Source organism: Mesorhizobium sp. BHscii, from assembly GCF_053848065.1.
In genome coordinates this window covers 24,772-49,793 of sequence record NZ_JBSPKW010000017.1, presented here as the reverse complement: position 1 = coordinate 49,793, position 25,022 = coordinate 24,772, and the positions used below count along the sequence as shown (strand labels likewise).

General features: G+C 63.8%; 18 protein-coding genes and 1 riboswitch. Of the genes, 13 read left to right on the top strand and 5 right to left on the bottom strand.

Annotated features, from left to right (window positions below; all coding sequences use genetic code 11):
• The first annotated feature begins 1 nt into the window (after nt 1).
• From ACWTU7_RS21980 to ACWTU7_RS21965, 4 genes are all read left to right on the top strand, one after another.
• Nucleotides 2-1,036, top strand: a complete 1,035-nt coding sequence (locus tag ACWTU7_RS21980; RefSeq protein ID WP_455840218.1) for an ABC transporter substrate-binding protein — start codon at nt 2-4, stop codon at nt 1,034-1,036.
• A gap of 67 nt (nt 1,037-1,103) precedes the next feature.
• A complete protein-coding gene (locus ACWTU7_RS21975; protein ID WP_455840217.1) occupies nt 1,104-2,300 on the top strand; it encodes a serine hydrolase domain-containing protein in 1,197 nt (398 codons plus the stop codon).
• A gap of 27 nt (nt 2,301-2,327) precedes the next feature.
• Nucleotides 2,328-3,509: a serine hydrolase domain-containing protein gene (locus ACWTU7_RS21970; protein WP_455840216.1), complete on the top strand. Its 1,182-nt coding sequence runs from the start codon at nt 2,328-2,330 to the stop codon at nt 3,507-3,509.
• A gap of 128 nt (nt 3,510-3,637) precedes the next feature.
• Nucleotides 3,638-5,950: a Tex family protein gene (locus ACWTU7_RS21965; protein WP_455840215.1), complete on the top strand. Its 2,313-nt coding sequence runs from the start codon at nt 3,638-3,640 to the stop codon at nt 5,948-5,950.
• On the opposite strand, the gene ACWTU7_RS21960 is transcribed toward ACWTU7_RS21965, so the two are convergent.
• Entirely contained in the window at nt 5,951-6,847 is an 897-nt protein-coding gene (locus tag ACWTU7_RS21960) for a LysR family transcriptional regulator (protein WP_029349736.1), read from the bottom strand.
• 102 nt (nt 6,848-6,949) lie between these two features.
• On the opposite strand from ACWTU7_RS21960, the gene ACWTU7_RS21955 reads away from it, so the two are divergent.
• The 9 genes from ACWTU7_RS21955 (at nt 6,950) to ACWTU7_RS21915 (ending at nt 21,781) form a co-directional block, all read left to right on the top strand.
• Nucleotides 6,950-8,140 carry an acyl-CoA dehydrogenase gene (locus ACWTU7_RS21955; RefSeq protein WP_455840214.1) on the top strand — a complete coding sequence of 397 codons (1,191 nt, stop codon included), beginning with the start codon at nt 6,950-6,952 and terminating at the stop codon, nt 8,138-8,140.
• A 379-nt stretch (nt 8,141-8,519) separates the two neighbouring features.
• Entirely contained in the window at nt 8,520-11,897 is a 3,378-nt protein-coding gene (locus ACWTU7_RS21950; RefSeq protein ID WP_455840213.1) for a transglutaminase family protein, read from the top strand.
• Nucleotides 11,898-11,903: 6 nt separating this feature from the next.
• Nucleotides 11,904-14,309, top strand: coding sequence for a circularly permuted type 2 ATP-grasp protein (locus tag ACWTU7_RS21945; protein WP_455840212.1), 2,406 nt, complete (start codon nt 11,904-11,906; stop codon nt 14,307-14,309).
• A gap of 24 nt (nt 14,310-14,333) precedes the next feature.
• Nucleotides 14,334-15,218 (top strand): transglutaminase family protein, encoded by an 885-nt coding sequence (locus ACWTU7_RS21940; RefSeq protein WP_455840211.1) that lies wholly within the window; start codon nt 14,334-14,336, stop codon nt 15,216-15,218.
• Nucleotides 15,219-15,377: 159 nt separating this feature from the next.
• Nucleotides 15,378-16,484: a DNA topoisomerase IB gene (locus tag ACWTU7_RS21935; protein ID WP_455840210.1), complete on the top strand. Its 1,107-nt coding sequence runs from the start codon at nt 15,378-15,380 to the stop codon at nt 16,482-16,484.
• A 113-nt stretch (nt 16,485-16,597) separates the two neighbouring features.
• Nucleotides 16,598-16,972 carry a YciI family protein gene (locus ACWTU7_RS21930; protein WP_029349747.1) on the top strand — a complete coding sequence of 125 codons (375 nt, stop codon included), beginning with the start codon at nt 16,598-16,600 and terminating at the stop codon, nt 16,970-16,972.
• Nucleotides 16,969-18,243, top strand: a complete 1,275-nt coding sequence (locus ACWTU7_RS21925; RefSeq protein WP_455840209.1) for an RNA polymerase sigma factor — start codon at nt 16,969-16,971, stop codon at nt 18,241-18,243. Before ACWTU7_RS21930 ends, ACWTU7_RS21925 begins: the two co-directional genes overlap by 4 nt.
• 230 nt (nt 18,244-18,473) lie before the next feature.
• On the top strand, nt 18,474-19,985 hold the full coding sequence (gene amaB, locus ACWTU7_RS21920) for an L-piperidine-6-carboxylate dehydrogenase (RefSeq protein ID WP_095517189.1): 1,512 nt from the start codon (nt 18,474-18,476) through the stop codon (nt 19,983-19,985).
• A 680-nt stretch (nt 19,986-20,665) separates the two neighbouring features.
• Entirely contained in the window at nt 20,666-21,781 is a 1,116-nt protein-coding gene (locus ACWTU7_RS21915; protein ID WP_455840208.1) for an AI-2E family transporter, read from the top strand.
• Between the two features lie 260 nt (nt 21,782-22,041).
• On the opposite strand, the gene ACWTU7_RS21910 is transcribed toward ACWTU7_RS21915, so the two are convergent.
• From ACWTU7_RS21910 to ACWTU7_RS21895, 4 genes are all read right to left on the bottom strand, one after another.
• Nucleotides 22,042-23,055 (bottom strand): ABC transporter substrate-binding protein, encoded by a 1,014-nt coding sequence (locus ACWTU7_RS21910; protein ID WP_455840207.1) that lies wholly within the window; start codon nt 23,053-23,055, stop codon nt 22,042-22,044.
• Entirely contained in the window at nt 23,052-23,810 is a 759-nt protein-coding gene (locus ACWTU7_RS21905) for an ABC transporter ATP-binding protein (protein ID WP_455840206.1), read from the bottom strand. The genes ACWTU7_RS21910 and ACWTU7_RS21905 overlap by 4 nt, the downstream gene beginning before the upstream one ends.
• Nucleotides 23,807-24,607 carry an ABC transporter permease gene (locus ACWTU7_RS21900; RefSeq protein WP_455840205.1) on the bottom strand — a complete coding sequence of 267 codons (801 nt, stop codon included), beginning with the start codon at nt 24,605-24,607 and terminating at the stop codon, nt 23,807-23,809. The genes ACWTU7_RS21905 and ACWTU7_RS21900 overlap by 4 nt, the downstream gene beginning before the upstream one ends.
• A 25-nt stretch (nt 24,608-24,632) precedes the next feature.
• On the bottom strand, nt 24,633-24,830 hold the full coding sequence (locus ACWTU7_RS21895; RefSeq protein WP_455840204.1) for a hypothetical protein: 198 nt from the start codon (nt 24,828-24,830) through the stop codon (nt 24,633-24,635).
• Nucleotides 24,821-24,933, bottom strand: a riboswitch (TPP riboswitch). (Overlaps the previous gene by 10 nt.)
• Nucleotides 24,934-25,022 lie beyond the last annotated feature (89 nt).

Below are 25,022 nucleotides of genomic sequence, written 5' to 3'. Positions count from 1 at the left end.
GATGAATTGGAAACTGACTGCGACGGCGCTCAGCGCCGCGCTGTTCGCCTCGGCGGGTCTCGCCCGCGCCGATGGCGAACTCAACATCTACAATTGGGGCAACTACACCAGCCCCGACCTCGTCAAGAAATTCGAGGAAAAATACAAGGTCAAGGTGACAGTCACCGACTACGATTCCAACGACACCGCGCTGGCCAAAATCCGCCAGGGCGGCAGCGGCTTCGACATCGTGGTGCCCTCGGCGAGCTTCGTGCCGATCTGGATCCAGGAAGGGCTGCTCTTGGAGACAGAGCCCAGCAAGATGGAGAACTTCAAGAACATGGATCCGAAATGGGTCGACGTTCCTTTCGATCCGGGCCGCAAATATACCGTGCCGTGGCAATGGGGCACGACAGGCGTCACGGTCAACACCTCGGTCTACAAGGGCGACCCCAACACTTCCGCCATCTTCTTGGACCCGCCGCAGGAACTGGTCGGCAAGGTCAACGTCGTTCCCGAAATGGCCGATGTCATGCATCTCGCCATCAGATATGTCGGCGGCGAGCCCTGCACCGGCGACAAGGAGGTGCTGAAGAAGGTGCGCGATGCGCTGGTGGCGGCAAAGCCGAAATGGATCTCCATGGACTACGGCACGGTCGAGAAGTTCGCCAAGGGCGACTTCGCAGCCAGCGTCGACTGGAACGGCGCGTCCTTCCGCGCCCGCCTGCAGAACAAGGACATCGTCTATGGCTATCCGAAGGAGGGCTATCCGATCTGGATGGACAATCTCGCAGTGCTGAAGGACGCCAAGAACGTCGAAAACGCCAAGCTGTTCCAGAACTTCATCATGGAACCCGAGAACGCCGCGCTGATCTCGTCTTTCGCGCGCTACGCCAACGGCATCAAGGGATCGGAAGCCTTCATGCCTGAGGACATGAAGACGGCGCCGGAGGTCAACATCCCCGCCGAGTTCGCCGACAAGGGCAAATTCATGCTGAGCTGCGCACCCGACGTCCAGGCGCTTTACACCAGGATATGGACCGAACTGCAGAAGTGATCGCATCGTGACGGACCCGGCGGCGGGCGCCGCCGGGTCTGTTTTCATGTTTGCCTGGACGCATCTCATGACATCCCACCGCAACAGCGAACCGGTGCCGCCGATCATGCAGGGGTCGCCGCCCAAGATGGTGCCGCCGAAGCTCGACTGGGACAGGGGACCCTGGAACCGGTGGGCGTTCCAGCACATCCGCGAAATTCTGCCGACCGTCGAAGTCTGGCGCGGCAATGGCCATCGCCGCCGGTTCGAGCGAGCCGAAGTCGATCTCGATGCGCTGCCGGTGAACGACAGCACGGGCGCACCGACGACGCTGGCCGGGCTGCTCGACGAAACCTATACGGACGGGTTGCTCGTGCTCAAGGACGGCAAAATCGCCTATGAGCGCTATTTCAACGGCATGGCCGAGCGCACGCTGCATCTGTCGCAGTCGATGGCGAAGTCGGTCACCGCTTCGGTGTTCGGCATACTGGTCGGGCGCGGCCTGATCGATCCGGCCAGGCCGGTGACGGCCTATCTGCCGGAGCTTGGTGCGACCGGCTGGGCGGGCGCCAGCGTGCAGCACGTGCTCGACATGACGACAGGCGTGCGTTTTTCCGAGGAATACACCGACCGCTATTCCGATATCGGCCAGGTCGATGTGGCCAGCGGCTGGAAACCGGTGCCGCCGGACAGCGATCCGGCCTTCGAGTGGCCGTCGCATATGTTTGAATTGATCCTGCGGCTCAAGGAGACAAGCCGGCCGCATGGCGCTGCCTTCGAATACCGTTCGATCGAGACCGACGTGCTCGCCTTTATCATGGAGCGGGTGACCGGCAAGCGGCTGGCGCACTTGGTTTCGGAGGAACTCTGGCAAAAGCTCGGGGCGGATGAAAGCGCCTGTTTCACCGTCGACAGCGCCGGCTACGCCTTGGCCGATGGCGGCTTCAACGCCACGCTGCGCGACTATGGCCGCTTCGGCCAGCTGATCCTCGACAATGGCGGCGGCGTGGTGCCGGCCGACTGGATCGAGGCGACGCGCAATGGCAGGCATGGGCCGGATTTCAATCCCAGCCTGCCGGAAGGCAGCTACCGCAACCAGTTCTGGATCGAGGATCCGCTCTCACGCGCGCTGATGTGCCGGGGCGTGTTCGGGCAGCTGATCCATATCGACTGGAACACGAGAATGGTCGTGGTGAAGCTTTCGAGCTACCCGGATTTCACCGACATCGCCTATTCGGTGGCGACGATGAAAGCCGTGCACGCGATCGCCGCCGCGCTGGCCTAAGTTCCAAAAAAAACCGGAAGGAAACGCATGACCGGCAAGACCGCGTTCGAGACCAGATATGGCTTTGGCCGCAACCAAGTTCTGCTCGGCAACTGGCGCGAAAGCCCGTTCAGCCGGTGGTCGTTCCAGAATGTCGGTGAGTTAGTGCCGAGCGCACGCGTGGCAGCCGTGCCAGCCAGCGGTGAAGCGTCAGCGCGGGCTCTTGACGCGCTGCTCGGCGAGCGAGTCACTCTGGCCGGCGGACCGGAGACTGTTGCAGCCTTTCTCACGCGTTCCGATACCGACGCGCTGACGATCATGAAAGGCGGCAAATTCGTCGGCGACTGGTTCGCACCGCATATGCAGTTCGGTGCGCGCCACATCATCTTCTCGATCAGCAAGTCGCTGACCGCCATCCTGGCCGGCATACTGGAAGGCGAAGGGATCTTTGATCCGCAGGCCCCGGTGACCCGCTATCTGCCGGAAGCTGCCGGCTCGGCCTATGGCGACGCCAGCGTGCGGCATGTGCTCGACATGACCATCAGCCTCGACTTCGAAGAAGCCTATCTCGATCCGGAGAGCGCCTTTGCCCGCTATCGCCGTGCGACGCTGTGGAATCCGGGTGGCGGCACCGAAAGCCTAGTCGATTTCATCCTGACGCTGCAGCGCCTTGCCGAGCCGCATGGCCGGACGTTCCGCTACCGCTCGCCCAATTCCGACCTGCTCGGCATCCTGCTCGAACGCGCATCCGGCCAGCGCTTCGCCGAGCTGATGCACGAGAAATTGTGGCTGCCGCTCGGTGCAACGAGCGAAGCGTCGGTGACGGTAGACAGCGAGGGCACCGCCCGCACGGCCGGCGGCATTTCAGTCACGCCGCGCGATCTGGCGCAGGTCGGCGAGATGATGCGGCAAGGCGGCACGGCCAATGGCCGCCGCATCGTGCCGGAAGCCTGGGTGCGCGACACTGTCAGCACAGGCGGAGACAGCGAGGCCTGGCAGCGTGGCACGATGGCGTTCCTCTTTCCGCAAGGCCGCTACCGCAACAAATGGTACCAGACGGGCGCGGCAAGCGGCGCCTTCTGCGGCATCGGCATCCACGGCCAGTGGCTCTATGTCAATCCGAAGGCCGAGATCGTCATCGCAAAGATGTCGTCGCAGCCGGAGCCGGTCGACGAGCCGCTCGATGTCGATATGGTCGCCTTCTTCGAAGCGCTGAGCCGGATGGTCTGATTCGATCCAGGCCGACCGCCATCGCAGCTTTCCTGTGGACCTATTGGGCGGTTGAAAACGCCGCGGTTGGCGGAGCGACGCTCTGCGCTTATGGTCGCCGCTCTTTTCGACAAGACAGCAGGAACGACATGGCATCCGACATCAAGCGCATCGCAGCCATCATAGCAGCCGAGATCGCTGCCCGGCCCGAACAGGCCGCCGCGGCGATCGGCCTGCTGGACGAAGGCGCGACGGTGCCGTTCGTGGCGCGCTACCGTAAGGAGGTCACCGGCGGTCTGGACGACACGCAGCTGCGCCTGCTTGCCGAGCGGCTCGCCTATCTGCGCGAACTCGATGCGCGCCGCGACACCATCCTTGGTTCGATCCGCGACCAGGGCAAGCTGACCGAAGAGCTTGAGGCCAAGATCGCAGCGGCCGCCACCAAGGCGGAACTCGAAGATATTTATCTGCCCTACAAGCCGAAGCGCCGGACCAAGGCCGAGATCGCCCGCGAGCGCGGGCTCGGACCGCTGGCCGAGGCCATCCTTGCCGACCGCGCGGCGGTGCCCGCCGAACTGGCGCTGGCCTACATCGGCGAAGAGGTGGCCGACGCCAAGGCGGCGCTCGAGGGCACGCGCGATATCCTGTCCGAGCAGTTCGCCGAGAATGCCGATCTGGTCGGCAAACTGCGGACCTACATGAAGGAACGCGCCTTCATGCGGTCGCGCGTCGTCGACGGCAAGCAGGAGGCCGGCGCGAAGTTCTCCGACTATTTCGACCATGTCGAGCGCTGGGCCAACGTGCCGAGCCATCGCGCGCTGGCGATGCTGCGCGGCCGCAACGAAGAGGTGTTGTCCCTCGACATCGAGATCGATGCCGACGACGCGTCACCGTTGAAGCCGGTCGAACGGATGATTGCCGACGCCTACGCCATCGGCCGACATTTGCCGGGCGATCGCTGGCTGATGGAGGTGGCCCGCTGGACCTGGCGCATAAAGCTGTCGCTGCACCTGACGCTCGATTTGATGCGAGATCTGCGCGAGCGGGCCGAGGAGGAGGCGATCCATGTCTTCGCCCGCAATCTGAAGGATTTGCTGCTCGCTGCCCCGGCCGGCTCGCGCGCCACTATGGGCCTCGATCCCGGCATCCGCACCGGCGTCAAGGTGGCGGTGGTGGACGGCACAGGTAAGCTGTTGGCGACGACGACGGTCTATCCGTTTCCGCCAAGGAATGATGTGCGCGGCACGCAAGCCGAACTCGCAAAGCTCATCCGCCTGCACAAGGTCGAGCTGATTTCCATCGGCAACGGCACCGGCAGCCGCGAGACGGAAAGGCTGGTGGCCGACATGCTGTCCGATATGCCTGCCGAGTCCGGGCCGAAGCCGCTCAAGGTGATCGTCAGCGAGGCGGGTGCCTCGGTCTATTCCGCCTCGGCAACGGCGGCGGCGGAATTTCCCGGCCTCGACGTGTCGCTGCGCGGCGCGGTGTCGATCGCGCGGCGGCTGCAGGATCCGCTCGCCGAACTGGTCAAAATCGAGCCAAAGTCGATAGGCGTCGGCCAGTATCAGCACGATGTCGACCAGTACCGGCTCGGCCGCTCCCTGGAAGCGGTGGTTGAGGACGCCGTTAATGCCGTGGGCGTCGACCTCAACACCGCCTCGGCGCCGCTTCTGGCGCGGGTGTCGGGTCTTGGCACATCGCTGGCCGAGGCCATCATCGCTCACCGTGATGCGGCCGGCCCCTTCGCCAGCCGTCGTGACCTGTTGAAGGTGGCGCGGCTCGGACCGCGGGCCTTCGAGCAATGCGCCGGCTTCCTGCGCATTCCCAACGGCACCGAACCGCTCGATGCCTCGGCCGTGCATCCGGAGGCCTATGGCGTGGCGAAAAAGATCGTCGCCGCCTGCGGACGCGACGTCCGCTCGCTGATGGGCGACAGTGCCGCTCTCAAGGCGCTCGATCCGCGGGTCTTCGTCGATGAGCGGTTCGGCCTGCCGACAGTGCGTGATATCCTGGCGGAACTGGAAAAGCCCGGCCGCGATCCGCGCCCCGGCTTCAAGACCGCGACCTTTGCCGACGGTGTCGACGACATCAAGGATTTGAAGGCCGGCATGCTGCTGGAAGGCACTGTCACCAATGTCGCGGCGTTCGGCGCTTTCATCGATATCGGCGTGCATCAGGACGGCTTGGTGCACGTCTCGCAACTGGCCGACCGTTTCGTCAAGGACGCGCATGAAGTGGTGAAAGCCGGCGACGTGGTCAAGGTGCGTGTCGTCGAGGTCGACATCAAGCGCAAGCGCATCGGCCTTTCGATGCGTCGGGATGGTGACGGCGGTACACCGAAGCCGCGCGACAATGGCAACAGACCGGTGCCGCGCGCGCCGGCGCCGCAGCGTCAGCCGGAGCGGTCCGCGCAGCAAGGCACGTTCGGCGCCGCATTGGCCGATGCGTTGAAGCGGAAGTAATCACCCTACCACTGGCACGCGACTGAGCAGCCAGTCGCGAAAGCTGGCGACCGGCGGATGGCCGCGCTTGTCGTGCGGCACAACCAGGTAATAGGCGCTGCGGCTTTGCATTGGCCGGCCCGGCGCCGGCACGAGTTGGCCGCGCTGCAATTCGCCTGAGATGAGGACCTGCGGCAGCAGCGCCACGCCGAGCCCGGCCATGCAGGCCTGGGCGGCGGTGCCGAATTGCTCGAACTGCATGCCCGGCCCCGTCGGCGCGCTCAAACCCTGATGCTCGAACCACTCGGTCCATGCGCCGGGCCGTGTCGCCATATGCAGCAGCGGCAGGCGACCGATATCGGCGGGTGTGGCAATGGCGCGGCCGGCCAGAAATTCGGGCGACACGACAGGCGCCACCTCTTCGCGGACCAGCAGCGTCGAGTCGGCGTCCGGCCAGTCGGGCAAGCCGAAATGGATGGCGGCGTCGAGCCTTTCGCGAGCGAAGTCGAAGCGGCCGATGCGGGTGACGAAATTGATGGTAATGTCGGGGTTGTTTTCGACGAAATCCGGGATGAGCGGCATCAGCCAGCGTGTGCCGAAGGTCGGCAGGATGGCGAGGTTCAAGATGCCACTATGCCGATTGCTCATCAATCCAAGGGCTGCGTCGCGCAATTGACCCAGCGCGGCGCGCACCGCTTCGGCATAGATCTCGCCTGCCGCTGACAGCCTGACATTGCGGCTGTCGCGTTCGAACAGCCGCCGGCCGAACTGGTCTTCCAGCAGCCTGATCTGCCGGCTGACGGCGCCCTGGGTCAAATCGAGTTCCTGCGCGGCGGCGGTAAAGCTGCCCAGCCGGGCCACCGCCTCGAAGGCGGCAAGGGCGCTGATACCAGGCAAAAGGCGGCGCTGAACGTTCATGATCCATTACTAACGCTCATTGATCGGTGAAGCAATTTCGTTTGATTTTTTCGAACTGGAAGCCGATAAGCCCGGGCATCCCCGCACTTGGAGACCGAGGCCATGGCAGCCGACAAGAACGCATTCGTCTGGAATGATCCTTTCCTGATCGAGGACCAGCTTTCGGAAGACGAGCGAATGGTGCGTGATGGCGCCTCGGCATTCGCCGCCGACAAGCTCGCCCCTCGGATCGAGGAAGCCTATCTCGAGGAAAAGACCGATGCCGGGATATTTCGCGAGATGGGCGAGGCCGGGCTGCTCGGCATAACCATTCCGGAAGAATATGGCGGACTCGGCGCCAACTACGTCACCTATGGGCTGGTGGCGCGGGAAGTCGAGCGCATCGACTCGGGCTATCGATCGATGATGAGCGTGCAGTCGTCGCTGGTGATGTATCCGATCCACGCCTATGGCTCGGAGGCGCAGCGCAAGAAATACCTGCCGAAGCTCGCCAGCGGCGAATGGATCGGCTGCTTCGGCCTGACCGAGCCGGATGCCGGTTCCGACCCGGGCGGCATGAAGACGCGAGCCGAGAAGACGGCGAACGGCTACAAGGTCTCCGGCTCGAAAATGTGGATTTCCAACGCGCCAATCGCCGATGTGTTTGTCGTCTGGGCGAAATCGGCCGCGCATGACAACGAGATTCGCGGCTTCGTGCTGGAAAAGGGCATGACAGGCCTCTCGGCGCCGAAGATCGGCGGCAAGCTGTCGCTTCGCGCATCGATTACCGGCGAAGTGGTGATGGAAGGCGTCGAGGTCGGCGAAGATGCGCTGCTGCCCAATGTCTCAGGCCTGAAGGGTCCGTTCGGCTGCCTCAACCGGGCGCGCTACGGCATCTCCTGGGGTGCGATGGGCGCGGCGGAAGATTGCTGGCACCGGGCCCGCCAATACGGCCTCGACCGCAAACAGTTCGGCAAGCCGCTGGCCGGCACGCAGCTTTTCCAGAAGAAGCTCGCCGACATGCAGACCGAGATCGCGCTCGGCCTGCAGGGCAGCTTACGGGTCGGGCGGCTGATGGACGAAGGCAAAATGGCGCCGGAGATGATCTCGATCGTCAAGCGCAACAATTGCGGCAAGGCGCTCGACATTGCCCGCCAGGCCCGCGACATGCATGGCGGCAACGGCATCCAGATCGGCTACCATGTCATGCGCCACGCGCAGAACCTCGAAACCGTCAACACCTATGAGGGCACGCATGACGTGCATGCGCTGATCCTCGGACGGGCACAGACCGGGTTGCAGGCGTTTTTCTAAACGGCCATGCCCTTCGCTTCGTCATCCTCGGGCTTGACCCGAGGATCCATGCCGTGAGTCGAGGCGCCGCTGCGGTGCAGGATCTTTCAGGGGCAGGGTCACGACAGTGGTTCGTGCTGCACTGCTGCATTCTTCGGTTAGCGTCACGGCATGGATGCTGGGGTCTGCGCTTCGCTTCTTGCTCCGCCCCAGGACGACGAAGACCCGAGGCCTTCGCCAATCGCAGATGCTGGAGGCCAGCGGTGGCCAGTCGCATTAAGCGGAGTTGCGTTCAATAGCTGCTTAAATTAGGTGCACCGCAACATCCCTGCTTGGAGAATGGCCAGCATTTGTGTCAGGGTTCGGCGAATTCGTTTGAAACGCCGATTTTCGGGGCCCCATGGCAATTCTGGCAGCCGTCTACCACCTGACCCATTACAAATATGACCGGCCGGTCGTTCTCGGCCCGCAGGTCATCAGGCTGCAGCCGGCGCCGCATTCCCGCACCAAGGTGCTCAGCCATTCCTTGAAGGTCGGGCCGGCGAACCATTTCGTCAATCTGCAGCAGGACCCCTACGGCAACTTCCTTGCGCGTTTCGTGTTTCCGGAACCTGTGACGGAGCTGAAGATCGAGGTCGACCTCGTTGCCGACATGACGGTTTATAACCCATTCGATTTCTTCGTCGAGCCGTCGGCCGAAACGTTTCCCTTCGAGTATCCGGAAGAGATCAGCGACGATCTCGCCATCTACCGGACGCCGGAGCCGGCCGGGCCGCTGCTGTCGGCGTTCCTGCAGACCATCGATCGCAGTCCTACCAACACCGTCAAATTCGTCGTCAACCTCAATGCGCGCCTGCAACGTGAGATCGCCTATATCGTGCGCATGGAAACCGGCGTCTTCTCACCCGAGGAAACGCTGGCCGCCAAGAAAGGCTCGTGCCGCGACACGAGCTGGCTGCTGGTGCAGATCCTGAGGAACCTCGGCATCGCCGCGCGCTTCGTCTCCGGCTATCTGATCCAGCTGAAACCCGACCTCGTCGCGCTTGACGGGCCGCCCGGCACCGCCGTCGACTTCACCGATCTTCATGCATGGTGCGAAGTCTATCTGCCAGGCGCCGGCTGGATCGGCTTCGACCCGACCTCCGGACTGCTCACCGGCGAAAGCCATGTGCCGCTCGCCGCGACGCCGCATTTCCGCAACGCCGCGCCTATTTCCGGCATGGCCAGCTTCGCCAATGTCGAGTTCGGCTTCGACATGCGGGTCGACCGCATCGCCGAGCATCCACGCATCACCAAGCCGTTCTCCGACGAAAGCTGGCAGGCGCTTGACGCGTTGGGCAACCAGGTCGATGCCGTGCTCGAGGCCGGGGACGTGCGGCTGACCATGGGTGGCGAGCCGACCTTCGTGTCGATCGACGATTTCGAGGCGGAGGAGTGGAACACCGCCGCCGTCGGCCCGACAAAACGCGAAAAAGCCGATGCGCTGATCCGCCGGCTGCGTGAGCGTTTCGCGCCCGGTGGCTTCCTGCACTACGGGCAGGGCAAGTGGTATCCGGGCGAAAGCCTGCCGCGCTGGACCTTCTCGCTGTACTGGCGCGCCGACGGCGAGCCGGTGTGGAGTGATCCATCGCTGATCGCACGGGAAAACAGCGAAGCAGTTGTCGGACCGAAGCAGGCTGAAGGCCTGCTGACGGCGATTGCCGATGAACTCGGCATCGACAAGACCATGGTCAGCGAAGCCTATGAGGACCCGGCCGAGTGGCTGCTCAAGGAAGGCAAGCTGCCGGAAAATGTCGATCCGTCCAATTCGAAGCTGGACGACCCCGAGGAGCGCAGCCGCATGGCGCGGGTGTTCGAACGCGGCCTGACCAAGCCATCGGGCTATGTGCTGCCTGTCCAGCGCTGGAACAGCCAAGCGTCCGGACCGCGCTGGCGTTCGGAGAAGTGGAAGACGCGGCGCGGCAAGCTGTTCCTGGTGCCGGGAGATTCACCGGTCGGCTACCGCCTGCCGCTCGGCACGCTGCCCCATGTGCCGCCGGCGCAGTTCCCGTATATCGTGCCGGTCGATCCTTCCCTGCCGCGCGGACCATTGCCGGCGCGCGAGACTATTTTGCCTGGAGCCGCTCCTTTACCGGAGGCTGCCCCAGCCGAATTGGAAGGCGCCGACGAAATGGTGCGACGCCAGCAGGCGGCGTCCTTCACCGCCGCGACCGGCCAGCAGGACCGTGTCGAACAGGAAATCACCGAGATCGGCGGCGCGGTGCGCACCGCACTGTCGGTCGAGCCGCGCGACGGGCGGCTTTGTGTATTCATGCCGCCGGTCGAGGCGCTGGAAGACTATCTCGAACTGGTCGCAGCGGCCGAGAACGCGGCAAAGGTTATCGGCCTGCCGGTGCATATCGAGGGCTACGGTCCGCCTCACGATCCGCGCCTCAACGTCATCCGCGTGGCTCCGGATCCCGGCGTCATCGAGGTGAACATCCATCCGGCTGCGAACTGGCAGGACTGCGTGGCGACGACTACAGCGATCTACGAGGAGGCGCGGCAGACGCGGCTCGGCGCCGACAAGTTCATGATCGACGGCCGCCACACCGGCACAGGCGGCGGCAACCATGTCGTCGTCGGCGGCGCAACACCCAACGACAGCCCGTTCCTGCGCCGCCCCGACCTGCTGAAGAGCCTTGTCCTGCAATGGCAGCGGCACCCGTCGCTGTCCTATCTATTCTCCGGCCTGTTCATCGGCCCGACCAGCCAGGCGCCGCGTTTCGATGAGGCGCGCCACGATTCGCTCTACGAGCTCGAGATCGCGATGGCGCAGGTGCCGCATCCGGACAGTGGCAGCGCGCCGTTGCCGTGGCTGGTCGACCGGCTGTTCCGCAACCTTCTGACCGACGTGACGGGGAACACGCATCGGTCGGAAATCTGCATCGACAAGCTGTTTTCGCCCGACGGGCCGACCGGCCGGCTGGGGCTGGTCGAGTTCCGCGGCTTCGAGATGCCGCCCAATGCGCGCATGAGTCTGGCGCAGCAATTGCTGGTGCGCGCCATCATCGCCCGCGCCTGGAAGAATCCGCTCGATGGCCGCTTCGTGCGCTGGGGCACGTCGCTGCATGACCGTTTCATGCTGCCGCACTATGTGTGGGCGGATTTTCTCGACGTGCTGGACGACCTCAAGCTGAACGGCTTTGAATTCCGTCCCGAATGGTTCGGCGCGCAGCTCGAATTCCGCTTCCCGTTCTGCGGCGAGGTCCAGCATGCCGGCATCAAGCTGGAACTGCGGCAAGCGCTGGAGCCGTGGCATGTCATGGGCGAGCAGGGCGCCATCGGCGGAACCGTGCGCTTCGTCGATTCCTCGGTCGAGCGGCTGCAGGTGAAGACCGAAGGGCTTAACCCGGAGCGTCACGCGGTCGTCTGCAACGGCCGCATCGTGCCGATGAAGGTGACCGACACCAGAGAGATCGCGGTGGCGGGCGTCCGCTTCAAGGCCTGGCAGCCGGCATCGGGCCTGCATCCCGCGCTGCCGGTCAATACGCCGCTGGTCTTCGACATCTACGATCGGTGGTCGGGCCGGGCGATCGGCGGTTGCGTCTACCATGTCGCACATCCCGGCGGGCGCAGTTACGACACCTTCCCGGTCAACGGCAATGAAGCGGAGGCGCGACGGCTCGCCCGCTTCGAGCCGCGTGGCCATACGCCGTCCGGCTACGTGCTGCGCGACGAACAAGCCTCTGAGGATTTCCCGATGACCCTTGACCTCAGGCGACCTGCAAGACTCTGATCAGCCATGGCAAAGGGGAATCACAAGAAAATACGCGGCAGATCGCATAACCTGCTGGAGCATTATCAGCCGATCGACGGTGTCGTCGACGAGATGGTCGATGCATCAGGCAATCCCCGCCCGGTCTGGAAGGACTTCATCGAGGCACTGGAGGAACTGGGCCCCGAAAAGCTCGCCCAGCGCTTCGCTCGCGCCGACCAGTATCTGCGCGACGCCGGCGTCTATTACCGCGTCTACGACAAGGCCGGCGCCAATGAGCGCGAATGGCCGCTGGCGCATGTGCCGCTGCTGATCGAGGACCAGGAATGGGCCGCGATCAGCGCCGGGCTGGTTCAGCGGGCCGAGCTGTTCGAGGAAACGATCGCCGATATCTACGGGCCGAACCGCCTGGTCAAGAAGGGCATCTTGCCGCCGGGGCTGATCGCAGCCAGCCCGGAATATTTGCGGCCGGTCGTCGGCACCAGACCGGCCAGCGGCCATTTCCTGCATTTCTGCGCCTTCGAGCTCGGCCGTGGACCGGACGGCCGTTGGTGGGTGCTGGGTGACCGCACGCAGGCGCCATCGGGTGCCGGCTTTGCGCTGGAAAACCGCGTCGCAACCACGCGTGCGCTGTCCGACATCTATGGCGAGATGCACGTGCATCGCCTTGCCGGCTTCTTCCGCCGCTTTCGCGACGCGCTGAACGGTATGGCCAAGGTATCAGGCGGCCGTGTCGCCATCCTGACACCGGGGCCGCTCAACGAAACTTATTACGAACATGCCTATATCGCCCGCTATCTCGGCATCATGCTGCTTGAAGGCGAGGATCTGACCGTCTCCGGCGGCCGGCTTATGGTGCGCACCGTTTCGGGGCTTATGCCGGTCAGCGTGCTGTGGCGACGGCTCGACGCCGCTTTCGCCGATCCGCTGGAGTTGCGGCCGGAGTCGCAGATCGGCACGCCAGGGCTGGTCGAGGCGATCCGCCGGGGAGCCGTCTCAGCCGTCAACGCGCTCGGCTCCGGGCTGATGGAAACGCGGGCGATGTTCGCCTTCCTGCCGAAGATTTCGCGCGAATTGCGCAACGAGGGACTTCTGCTGCCGAGTGTCGCGACGTGGTGGTGCGGGCGGGACGCGGACCGTGACCATGTGCTGGCTAACCTCGACCGCATGGTGATCGGTCCGGCGCTGTCGACGCGGCTTGCCTTCGAGGATGACGATTCCACGAGGCTGGGCTCGGCGCTGGTTGCCGGGGAGCGGGCCGAACTGATAGCCCGGATCGAAAGGGACGGCGGCGACTTCGTCGGACAGGAAGCGGTGACGCTTTCGACCACGCCGGTCTATGTCGGCGGCTGGCTGGAGCCGCGACCAGCAGCCCTGCGCGTCTATCTGGCGCGAAACGCGGAAGGCTGGACGGTGATGCCCGGCGGTTTTGCCCGCGTCGGCTTTTCGCTCGACCCGACGGCAATCGCCATGCAGCGCGGCGGCCAGGCGGCGGATGTGTGGGTGGTCAGCGACAGACCGGTGGAGCGCGAGACGCTGCTGCCGCAGGAGCACGACACCTTCACCCGCACCTTGCCGGGCAGCCTGCCCAGCCGCGCGGCGGAAAACCTGACATGGCTCGGCCGCTATATCGAGCGATCGGAAGACACGGTGCGCATCCTGCGCGCCTATCACGTGCGGCTGGCCGAGGCATCCGACCCGGACATGCCGCTGCTTGCCGATATCAGAGATTATCTCGAACCGTTCGGCATCGACGTCGAAACCGCGATCCCGCCGGGGCTGATCGGCACACTGGACAGCGCCGTCTACAGCGCCGGACAAATCCGCGACCGCTTCTCGCCCGATGGCTGGCTGGCGCTGAAGGATCTGTCGAAGACCATTCATCAATTCGCCACAACGGTGGCGCCGGGCGATGATGCGACGCGGGCGATGACGGTCATCCTGCGCAAGCTCGCCGGGTTTTCCGGCCTGCTGCATGAGAATATGTACCGCTTCACCGGCTGGCGCTTCCTGGAGATCGGCCGGCGGTTGGAACGCGGCATCCAGATTGCCCGCACGCTCGCCAGGCTGACCAGGGCTGCGGCGCCGGACGGCGCGCTCGACATGATGCTGGAGATCGGCGACAGCGTCATGACCCACCGGCGGCAGTATCCGGTGCAGGCCGGCCGGCGCACTGTGATCGACCTCCTGGTGCTCGATCCGCTCAACCCGCGCTCCATCCTGTTCCAGCTCGAGCGGCTGAAGGCCGAAATCGCGCTGTTGCCTGCTGTCGGCGGCGAGGGGCACATGTCGCCGGCGGCGAAAGAGATCCTGCAGCTCAACACGGCGATCGCCATCAAGGAGCCATCGGACATGACGGCGCCGGCCCTGGCCGATCTCGCCAACGAGATCGGCGGCCTCTACAACAGCCTCGCCAAATCCTATTTCGGGTAGGGACGGGTTCGGATAAAGGCGGGCATGCTCTACGACATCAGGCTCAATCTGCGTTACGATTACGATGCTGCGGCCGGCGGCGGCCGCCATCAGGTGCGCGTGCTGCCGCCGACGATATCGGGCGTGCAGCGCGTGATCGCCGCTTCGCTGTCCTTCGCACCGGCGCCGAGCGAACGCTCGGATTTTTCCGATTTCTTTGGCAACAATGTCACGTCGATCGCCTTTCGCGACGTTCACGATGCGCTCGACATCAGGATGAGCGCGCGCGTCGCGGTTTCGCGGCCGGAACCTGGGCTTGACGTGTCGCCCGACATTCGCCGGCTGAGGGAGGAACTCGATGCGGTGCGGTCACTGTCGCCTGATACACCGCATCACTTTCTGGCCGCCAGCGACCATGCCGGCATCGATGCGGCGATCACGGCCTACGCGCGGAGCAGTGCCGGCAACTCCGCTGTCAGCACGGCCATGGACCTGTGCAACCGTATCTACCGCGATTTCACCTATGATGGCGAGGCGACTACGGTGCAGACCCGGGCAAGCGATGCCTTCGACCTGAAGCGGGGCGTCTGCCAGGACTTTTCGCATATCATGATCGCCGGCCTGCGCGGCCTGGGTGTCCCCGCCGGCTATGTCAGCGGGTTCCTGCGCACCATTCCGCCGCGCGGAAAACCGCGGCTGGAAGGGGCCGACGCCATGCATGCCTGGGTCAAGGTGTGGTGCGGGCGCGACACCGGTTGGCAGGAGTTCGATCCGACCAATGGCATGCGGGCAAGCAACGACCACATCACCGTCGGCCATGGCCGGGACTATTCGGATGTAGCGCCGATCGTCGGCGTCCTGAAAACAACCGGAGGGCAGGTCGGCGAGCAAGCAGTCGACGTCATTCCAGTCGTGCTGGAAAAGGCATAACGGCAAGCGAGGCCGCACTCGATTTGTAGGCGCCGAACGTAGACAGAGGACGGCTCCTCGAACGCACACGCGGTGAGCCTGACATCATTCTGAAAGCCATTCGCGGAACCAGCGGCGGGTCCGGCGCTTATCTACGGGAAAATTTCTCGCGGAGAGGACATGTTGGACAAATCCGGGTCGCCATCCGGCCGATCGGCTGGCAAGGAGGCTGCACCAAAAGACGGGGCGCCGACAAATGGGTCGCAAGCCTCTGCCGATCGAGCCTCGCTTACCTACCTCACCGACGCCGAGCCCGGTATCCGGCGTCTCAGGGCTGGCAAGGGATTCTCATATAAAGGGCCTGACGGGCAGGGTGTCGACGACGACACTATGGCCCGCATCAGGGCGCTCGCCATTCCACCGGCGTGGACGGATGTGTGGATCTCGCCGGATGCTGACGGTCACATCCAGGCGACAGGCCGTGATCAGCGCGGACGCAAGCAATATCGGTATCATGCGCTATGGGCGGAGGAGCGTGACGGCGTCAAATATTCGAGCCTGGTTGCCTTTGCAGAAAGCCTGCCTGAGCTGCGACGCCAGATCGATGCCGATCTGCGCCGTCACGGCCTGCCGCTGGAACGCGTTGTCGCCGCTGTGGTCTGGCTGCTCGACAACACGATGATCCGCGTCGGCAATACCGCCTACGCTCGCGACAACAACAGCTTTGGGCTGACCACGCTGCGCGACCGCCATGTCGACATCAATGGCTCGAGCCTGCGTTTCGCTTTCAAAGGCAAGTCCGGCAAGGAATGGAAGCTGAAGCTCGTCGATCGCCGGATCGCCAGGATCGTGCGCGGGGCGCAGGATCTGCCGGGCCAGAAGCTGTTCCAGTATCTCGACGACGACGGAAGCAGGCGACCGATCCGATCCGACGACGTCAACCGCTACATCAGGGAGACGGCAGGGGCGGATTTCAGCTCCAAGCACTTCCGAACCTGGGGCGGCACTATCCATGCTGCGTCACTGTTTGCGCAAACCGAACGACCGGAAAGCCGGGCACAACAGAAGCGGGTGATGAACGGCCTCATCGACAAGGTCGCCGAGCGGCTGGGCAACACCCGCGCCATCTGCCGCAGATGTTACATCCACCCGCAAGTTTTCGATGCCTGGTCCGAAGGACGGCTGCTCAGCGAAATAGCGGATGCGAACAAGCGGAAACGATCGATACCCGGTCTTGACGACGAAGAGGCTCTCGTACTGAGATGGCTGAAGGCGCAGGGGAGCTGAACCGAACGGAGCCGCCGCAGGCTTTCGTGATCCGTGCAGGACGTAATTTTTTGTCGACGTCATGTCGGGATAGGCCCTAGTGTTTCGTCCTTTGACAGAGAAAAGGACGACCCATGCTTTACGCGATCCTCTGCTATGCCTCCGAAGACGTCGTCTGCTCCTGGAGCAAGGAGCAAGATGACGCTGTCATGAAAAAACTCCTGGGCGTGCAGGAAAAATACGCTCAGGCGGGCCGGCTCGGCCCGGTCGCGCGGCTGCTGCCGACAACCGCTGCGACAACCCTAAGAAAGGTCAAAGGCGAAGCGGTCGTCATCGACGGACCATTTGCCGAAACCAAGGAACAGTTCCTCGGCTTCTACACGCTCGAATGCGCCGATCTCGAGGAGGCCGTCGACTTTGCGCGTGAACTTTCCGAGGTCAACCCGAGCGGCGGCTCCTACGAGATACGGCCGGTTTCGCTCTTCAATCCCGCCAAGGTTTCCGCATGACCGACCTTACCTGGATCAGCACGGCGATCAGCACTGCCCGCCCCCAGGCGATGGGCGCGCTGCTGCGCTACTTCCGCGATCTCGATGCGGCGGAGGAAGCCTTCCAGGACGCTTGCCTGCGAGCCCTGAAGAACTGGCCGACAAACGGCCCGCCGCGCGATCCGGCAGCCTGGCTGATCTTCGTCGGCCGCAACAGCGGCATCGACGCGGTGCGCAAACGTGCCAAGCAGGCGCCGCTGCCGGAAGAGGACCAGATCTCCGACCTGGAAGATGCCGAGACCGACATCGCCGAACGGCTGGACGGCGCGCACTACCGCGATGACATATTGCGGCTGCTGTTCATCTGCTGCCATCCCGACCTGCCGGCGACGCAGCAGATCGCCGTGGCGTTGCGCATCGTTTCAGGCCTGACCGTCAAGCAGATTGCCCGCGCCTTCCTCGTCAGTGAAAGCGCCATGGAGCAGCGCATCACCCGTGCCAAGGCGCGCATCGCCGATGCCGGCGTGCCGTTCGAGACGCCGGGTGCGGTTGAGCGGTCCGAACGACTGGCCGCCGTCGCTGCCATGGTCTACCTGATCTTCAACGAAGGCTATTCGACCAACAGCGGCGAGGCACCGGCCCGCGCGCCGCTCTGCGAAGAAGCAATCCGGCTGGCCAGGCTGCTGCTTAGGCTGTTCCAGACCGAGCCGGAGATCATGGGCCTGACGGCGCTTTTGCTTCTCCAGCATGCGCGTGCGCCGGCGCGTTTCGACGAGAATGGCGAGATCGTGCTGCTCGAAGACCAGGATCGCAGCCTGTGGAGCCGCAAGATGATCGACGAGGGGCTGGCGCTGGTCGACAAGGCGCTGCGCCACCAGAAGCCGGGTCCCTACCAGGTGCAGGCCGCGATCGCCGCCCTGCATGCGCGGGCGGCGAAGCCCGAGGATACGGACTGGAACGAGATCGACCTGCTCTATAGCTTGCTCGAGCAGATGCAGCCGTCGCCGGTGGTGACGCTCAATCGCGCCGTCGCGGTCGCCAAGGTGCGCGGGCCGGAAGCGGCACTTGCCATGATCGAGCCATTGGAGCAAAGGCTTTCCGGCTATTTCCATTTCTTCGGCCTCAAAGGCGGCCTGCTGATGCAGCTTGGTCGTGGCGAGGAGGCGCGCATCGCCTTCGACCGTGCCATCGCTCTTGCCAACACGGCAGCCGAGGCCGCCCATATCCGCATGCATATCGACCGCCTGATGAAGGAAGGCGCCGCGCGGGGAACCGCGCAGACAGCGCGCTGAACGAGTCACTGGTTCAACGGTCTGACCTTGGCTTAGACCATGCCGGGGTGGCGATTTTTCCCTGAAACGAGTAATGCCACGCCATGACAGCGCCTGATGTGCCGATCGGTACAGGGACGGCATGGCACAAGGCTTTGGCAAGTTTGTTTTATGCATGTCGTTGTCCCAAAACCGCTGCGCACTTTTGGGCGACATGCATTATGAGCGACGGGATCTGAAAGGGAAAGAAAATGACGATTGCAAAGGAAACAGCCGGGTTACTGGCGAAACTGGGTGTCGCTGAGGACGCGCTTTCGGGCGGCGATCTTATCGTGCGCAGCCCGGTGACAGGCGAGCAGATCGCCGCGCTGAAGACGATCTCGCCGGCCGGTGCGGCAAAGACCATCGATGCCGCCCACAAGGCCTTCCAGGCCTGGCGTCTGGTGCCGGCACCGAAGCGCGGCGAGCTGGTGCGGCTGCTTGGCGAGGAACTGCGCGCGCACAAGGCCGAGCTTGGCCGGCTGGTGTCGATCGAGGTCGGCAAGATTCCGTCCGAAGGGCTCGGCGAAGTGCAGGAAATGATCGACATCTGTGATTTCGCCGTCGGCCTGTCGCGCCAGCTCTACGGCCTGACCATCGCCACCGAGCGGCCCGGTCATCGCATGATGGAAACCTGGCACCCGCTGGGCGTCGTCGGCGTGATTTCGGCCTTCAACTTCCCGGTCGCGGTGTGGTCGTGGAACGCGGCGCTTGCGCTGGTCTGCGGCGACGCTGTGGTGTGGAAGCCCTCGGAAAAGACGCCGCTGACGGCGCTCGCCTGCGAGGCGATCTTCAAGCGTGCGGCAGAGCGTTTCGGCGATGCTCCGGAAGGTTTGACGTCGGTGCTGATCGGCGATCGCGCCGTCGGCGAAATTCTGGTCGACCATCCCAAGGTGCCGCTGGTCTCGGCCACCGGCTCGACCCGCATGGGCAGGGATGTCGGTCCGCGGCTGGCAAAACGCTTTGCGCGCGCTGTGCTGGAGCTCGGCGGCAATAATGCCGGCATCGTCTGCCCGACGGCCGATCTCGACATGGCCTTGCGCGCCATTGCGTTCGGCGCCATGGGCACGGCCGGGCAGCGCTGCACGACGCTGCGGCGCCTGTTCGTGCATGAGAGCATCTATGATGCCTTTGTCCCGCGCCTCAAGAAGGCCTATGAAAGCGTCTCGGTCGGCAATCCGCTGGAGACATCCGCGCTGGTCGGACCGTTGATCGACAAGGCAGCCTTCGACAGCATGCAGAACGCGTTGAAGGAAGCCGCCGCTCACGACGGCAAGGTGACCGGCGGCACGCGGGTCGACAATGGCCATCCCGACGCCTATTACGTTCGTCCGGCGCTGGTCGAGATGCCCAAGCAGGTCTCGCCGGTGACGGAAGAGACCTTCGCGCCGATCCTCTATGTGATGAAGTACTCGGATTTCGACGCCGTGCTCGACGAGCACAACGCGGTCGGAGCGGGGCTGTCGTCGTCGATCTTCACCCGCGACCTGCAGGAATCCGAGCGCTTCCTCGGCGTCGACGGGTCCGACTGCGGCATCGCCAACGTCAACATAGGCACATCAGGGGCCGAGATCGGTGGTGCCTTCGGTGGCGAGAAGGAGACCGGCGGCGGCCGCGAGTCGGGCTCCGATGCCTGGAAGGCTTACATGCGGCGCGCCACCAACACGGTGAACTATTCCAAGGCGCTGCCGCTGGCCCAAGGCGTATCCTTCGACATCGACTAGGCTGGTGAGACCCTTGTCGTGGCGGCTATGCCAATAGCTGCCACGATTTATCTCGGTCGTCGTTCAGCGGCTTCCGGGAGATCCAAAACAGTCTGCGAAGCCGCATCAAGGATGGCGAGCTACGCCGGCCTTTCCCGTGCCCTCGCCATCTGGCGGAATCTGTAGAGCGCCGGTAGCGAGGTCGCGCGGCATGCGCGCCTGTTCGTCAGCGGCAATCGAAGCTGCCGCAGACCGTGACGATGAATCTTCGGATGTGGCTCTATGGAGCGGCTGATGTGGCCCACCACATCTCGTTGAAACGTCAACCGAGGCGACCCATATACGCACTGCGTCGGATGTTTTCCTCCCATTGCGTCCGGCGCGTTCCCCTCTGGAGGTTTTAAACCTTCATGCCTGGCCGGACTTCAACAGTCCGGCCTTTTTTCTATTGGTCCTGTGAAGCTGCGAGTTCGCGAGCGAGCTGTAGAACCGCCGTAGGTCAGAGCATCCACGACCGGGCAGGCCGCGGTGCTGGCATCGGGCACGGGTGCCCAGCCGGCATAATCAGCCCAATGAGCGAGAAAATGTCCGTGACATTGTCGTCATATTCCACAGCGGCCTAGCCGTAGGGGTGCGGCAACGGAAGCTGCCATTTTGTCGGGAAATCCACTAGGCTCGCTTGGTTTGCGAGACGGCGAGAGGTGCCCGACCTGAAACAGATGCCCGATATGAAACAAATGAGATTGCTCGGCATCGTGACCGCGACGGCGATCGGTCTGTATGTCTGCTATCTCTTGGCGTTGCCTTTTTTGCCCGCATTGACGTGGGCGCTGGTGTTGGCAATCGTCCTGTATCCGGCTCATCGACGGGTCGAGGAAAGGCTCAGGAACCAAAACCTGGCTGCACTGATGTCAGTCAGCATCGCGGCGGTTGCAGTCGGCCTGCCGCTCATCTTCGTGGCACAGCAGCTTGTTCGCGAGGCGGTAAACGGCGCCACCTATCTGGAGGAGGTCATCCGGGGTTGGAACACAGATGCCTTCGTGTCGGGCTATCCCAGGCTTTCGGCGGTTGCCCAGTGGGTTGAGAACCAACTCGATCCGGCCGGCACGGTCGCCGCATTTGTGCAATGGCTGACGGGACAAAGCACATCGCTATTGCGCGGCTCGATCAATCAGGCCGTGATGTTCGTGCTGACATTCTATCTGCTGTTCTATTTTCTGCGGGACCGTGAATCCGCCCTGCGGGGCATCGAGCGTCTCTCGCCCCTGCGTGCACCGGAGACGGCATACATGCTGTCGCGCCTTGCCGAGACGGTACATGCGATCCTGATAGGCACCGTTTTTGTCGCCGCTGTGCAGGGAACGCTGGGCGGCCTGATGTTCTGGTGGCTCGGCCTGCCCACGCCGGTCTTCTGGGGCCTGGTAATGGGACTTCTTGCCATCGTGCCAGTGCTCGGCGCATTCGTGATCTGGGTGCCGGCAGCGATCTATCTCGCACTGGAAGGGTCTTGGGCAAGCGCAGCGATCCTGACCATCTGGGGCGGCGGCGTCGTCGCCGGCATCGACAATCTGCTCTATCCGATGCTTGTCGGGAGCCGGTTGCGGCTCCACACAGTGATGGCCTTTATCGGCGCGGTCGGTGGCATCGTCCTCTTTGGAGCATCCGGACTCGTCCTCGGCCCTGCGGTGATCGCGGTCACCATCAGCCTCATTGACATTCTCAAGAAACGGTTGAACGGCCAACCCGGGGCGGAACTGACGCCAAAGCGCTACACGAAGCCATCACGTCAGTCCGGAGCCGGGCCTGGTCGTGAGTAAGCACCGCCACGCGCCCCTGTTCGATTCTAGACCTAAAGACTTGGCAGGCCGTATCGCTCGCGAAGGGTGCGCTCACCCCCGGCGTCGAAAACTTCCGAACGCTCCAGCAAAGGCATCACGTCGTCGATGAAGCTTTGCTGGTCGACCCAATAGTCGAGGCTAGTCGAGGCAAGCGGGTCGCTTTTCGGGTATGCGCCAACCGGCCTCGTGACTGCCGAGGCCAAAGATCACGGCATTGAGATATATGCACAGCGGCGGGCTCATTTTTCGCCGGCTATATAGGCGTTGCTGTAATAGGCCGCGAAATCGGGGCGTTCGCCGATCAGGTTCCCATCGCTGTCGCGCAGGGCGCCGGCCTTGAACAGGTAGTCGCCGATCGCCTCCATCTTTGCTGGATCGATAGTGCCGATCGCGCCGGTGGGGCTTTGCAGATAGTGGCCGTCGACCAGCGCCTTCAGGGATGCTTCGATCAGCGGACGGTCGGTCAGGACGTCGCTGTTTGCTGCGATCAGGATATCAGCCGCTTCTTGCGGATGTTCGACGGCGAAGGCATAGCCGCGCCTGGTCGCGGCGATGAACCCAGTTGCCGTGTCCTTGTTCTTTTCGAGGTAGGCCCGGCTCGAGCCAATGAAATTGGTGTGTTGGTCGGGCACGCCGTAATCGGCGTAGCGGAAGGCGCGCTGAGCCTTGCCGTCAAGTTCCGCTTTGATCCCCTCCCAAGTATAGACTTCGAGCGTAAAATCGACTGCGCCATTGGCCAAGGCCTCATAGGCGGAGGTGCCCAGCGTCACCGTTTCGAATTTGCCCTCGCCGCCACCATGGCGGATGATGGTGCCGATCAGCGCATTCTCCCAGGCGCTGCCGAAACCGCCATAGGTCAGGCCGTCCAGGTCCCTTGGGGACTGTATATCGGCGCGGTCGGCATTGAACACCAGCCTGCCGATTTCTGTTTGCATGATGGCGTAGGTGGCGACGAGGTCGGCGCCGGCGGTGCGTTGGGTGAACAATCCTATGGATCCCAATATACCGAAATCAGCCACGCGGTTGGCGATCAGCGTACCGGCCGCAGTGTCGCTGTAGGGCAGGATCTGCACGTCGAGCCCGGCCTCGGCGTAGAAGCCTTTCGCCTGGGCGACATAGAGCCCGACATGGTTTGTGTTCGGCGTCCAGTCTAGTGCGACGGTGACAGTCTGCTGGGCGCGGACGGACGTGACGGGTCCGAGCCCGGAGATCAATGCGGCAGCGATGAAGAGGCGTCTGGAAAGCATGGTCATGTCCTTTGGGCGGGCTGTGGATCGAGCAGGGTATCGAGGATGTCGGCTTCGATGCCGCTGGCTTCCGGCGAGACAAGATCCGTGCGCGGGCGCGGAAGAGGTATGGCGATTTCGCGCAGCACGCGGGCGGGGCGGCTGCTCAGCACATAGATGCGGTCGGACAGGAAGACTGCCTCGCGCACGTCGTGGGTGATCAGCAGGACGGTCCAGCGGTGTCGGTCCCACATCATCGCAAGCCAGCGCTGCATGCCGGTGCGCGTGAGGGCGTCGAGTGCGCCGAACGGTTCGTCGAGCAACAGCATGGCGCGGTCCTGCACGACGGTACGCAACAGCGCGGCGCGCTGGCGCATTCCGCCCGAGAGCTGCGCCGGATACCTTTGCTCGAAGCCCGCAAGGCCGAATTCGCCGAAGAGCGGCGCCACCTTGTCGCGCGCCGCCTTGCGGGACATGCCTTGCACTTCCAAACCGAGCGCGGTGTTGTCGATAACCGTGCGCCAAGGCATCAGGGGATCGTGCTGCGGCATGAAGGCAAACGGTCGGCGCGCGTCGGCCAATGGCCGCCCGTCGAAGGCGACACCGCCGCCGTAGCCTTCGAGACCGCCCGTCAGCAATCTGAAGATCGTGGATTTGCCGGCTCCGGAGGGGCCGAGGATTGAAACGAATTCGCCCGGCTCGACATGCAGGGTGATGCCGGCAAGCACGTCAATGTCGCCAAAACGCTTGCTGACTTGGCGCAGCTCCAGCCGTCTGCTCATGATTTTCGTGCGGCATCGAGCCGCTCCCATGGCATGGCGGCGCGCTGGATCAGCACCGTGGCGGCAAACAGGGCCAGCGTGAGCAAGGCGCTGATCAGCACGGCTGCGAGCACGAGATCGGGCCGGAAATTGTTCTTGGCGTTGAGCATGTAGATGCCGAGCCCTTTGGCTGCGCCGGCATATTCCGCGAAGATGGCGCCCACCACGGCGTAGGTGATCGAGATACGCAGCCCGGCGAAGAAATAGGGCAGCGAGGACGGCAGGCGGGCCAGCAGGAAAATGCGCATGCGGGAAGCGCCCATCGAACTCAGAAGCGCCGAGATGTCCCGATCCGTCGATTCGTAACCCTGCACCAGCGCGACCAGCATGGGAAAGAAAGTCACGAGGGCGACCAGCATGATCTTCGGCGTCAGCCCGAAGCCGAACCAGAGAACGACCAGGGGGGCGATCGCCACCAGCGGCAGCGTCTGGCTAATGATGAAGACCGGGAACAGGGCGCGGCGCAGCGGTTTGAAGAAATCGATCAGCACCGAAAGAAGGAAGGCAACGGCCAGCGAGCAGGCGAAGCCCACCAATGTGGCACTGATGGTCGGCACGGCGTTGTCGAACAGCGCCTGGCGCTGCTGGATGGCCTGGGCGAGAATGCGTGACGGCGCGGGCAGCGTGGTGGGCGAGATGCCCGAGATGCGCGCATAGAGCTCCCAAGCCAAAACCAGCGTGCCGACAGATAGCAAGGCCGGTCCGGTCTTGGCGAACAAGGCTGCGATTCGCGGCGCGGCGGAGAAAGATTGGGACATGCGAGACCTGTCTGGCGCGAAAAGATCAGCGCGGGGCCGGGCTGTTGGCCGAAACCGTAAGCTCGATCGTGACATGGCCCTGGAGCCGGCCGACCGGCAGCATCGAAATATCGCCTGTGCCCATGCGCAACTGATCGCGACAAGGGTCGAGCGCATCGAGCGCGGAGATGTCGACACCGACGAAATCGCCGGTCCTCGGATAAAGAGAAATGTCAGAAAACATCGCCCGCCTCGCTCCGCTGGTATTATCCAGATCAGCTCTAGGGTTTACGGGCTTGCAGCCCATCTCTCAGCCCCGACGATACGGAGCACCCCTGTGGATGGCGGCAATTAAACAGATATGCGGTGGAGCTGCAAGTCCGCGCCCGACCCGTACCCGACGCGTGAACCTCAGGTCAGAGGAGGTGCGGCTACC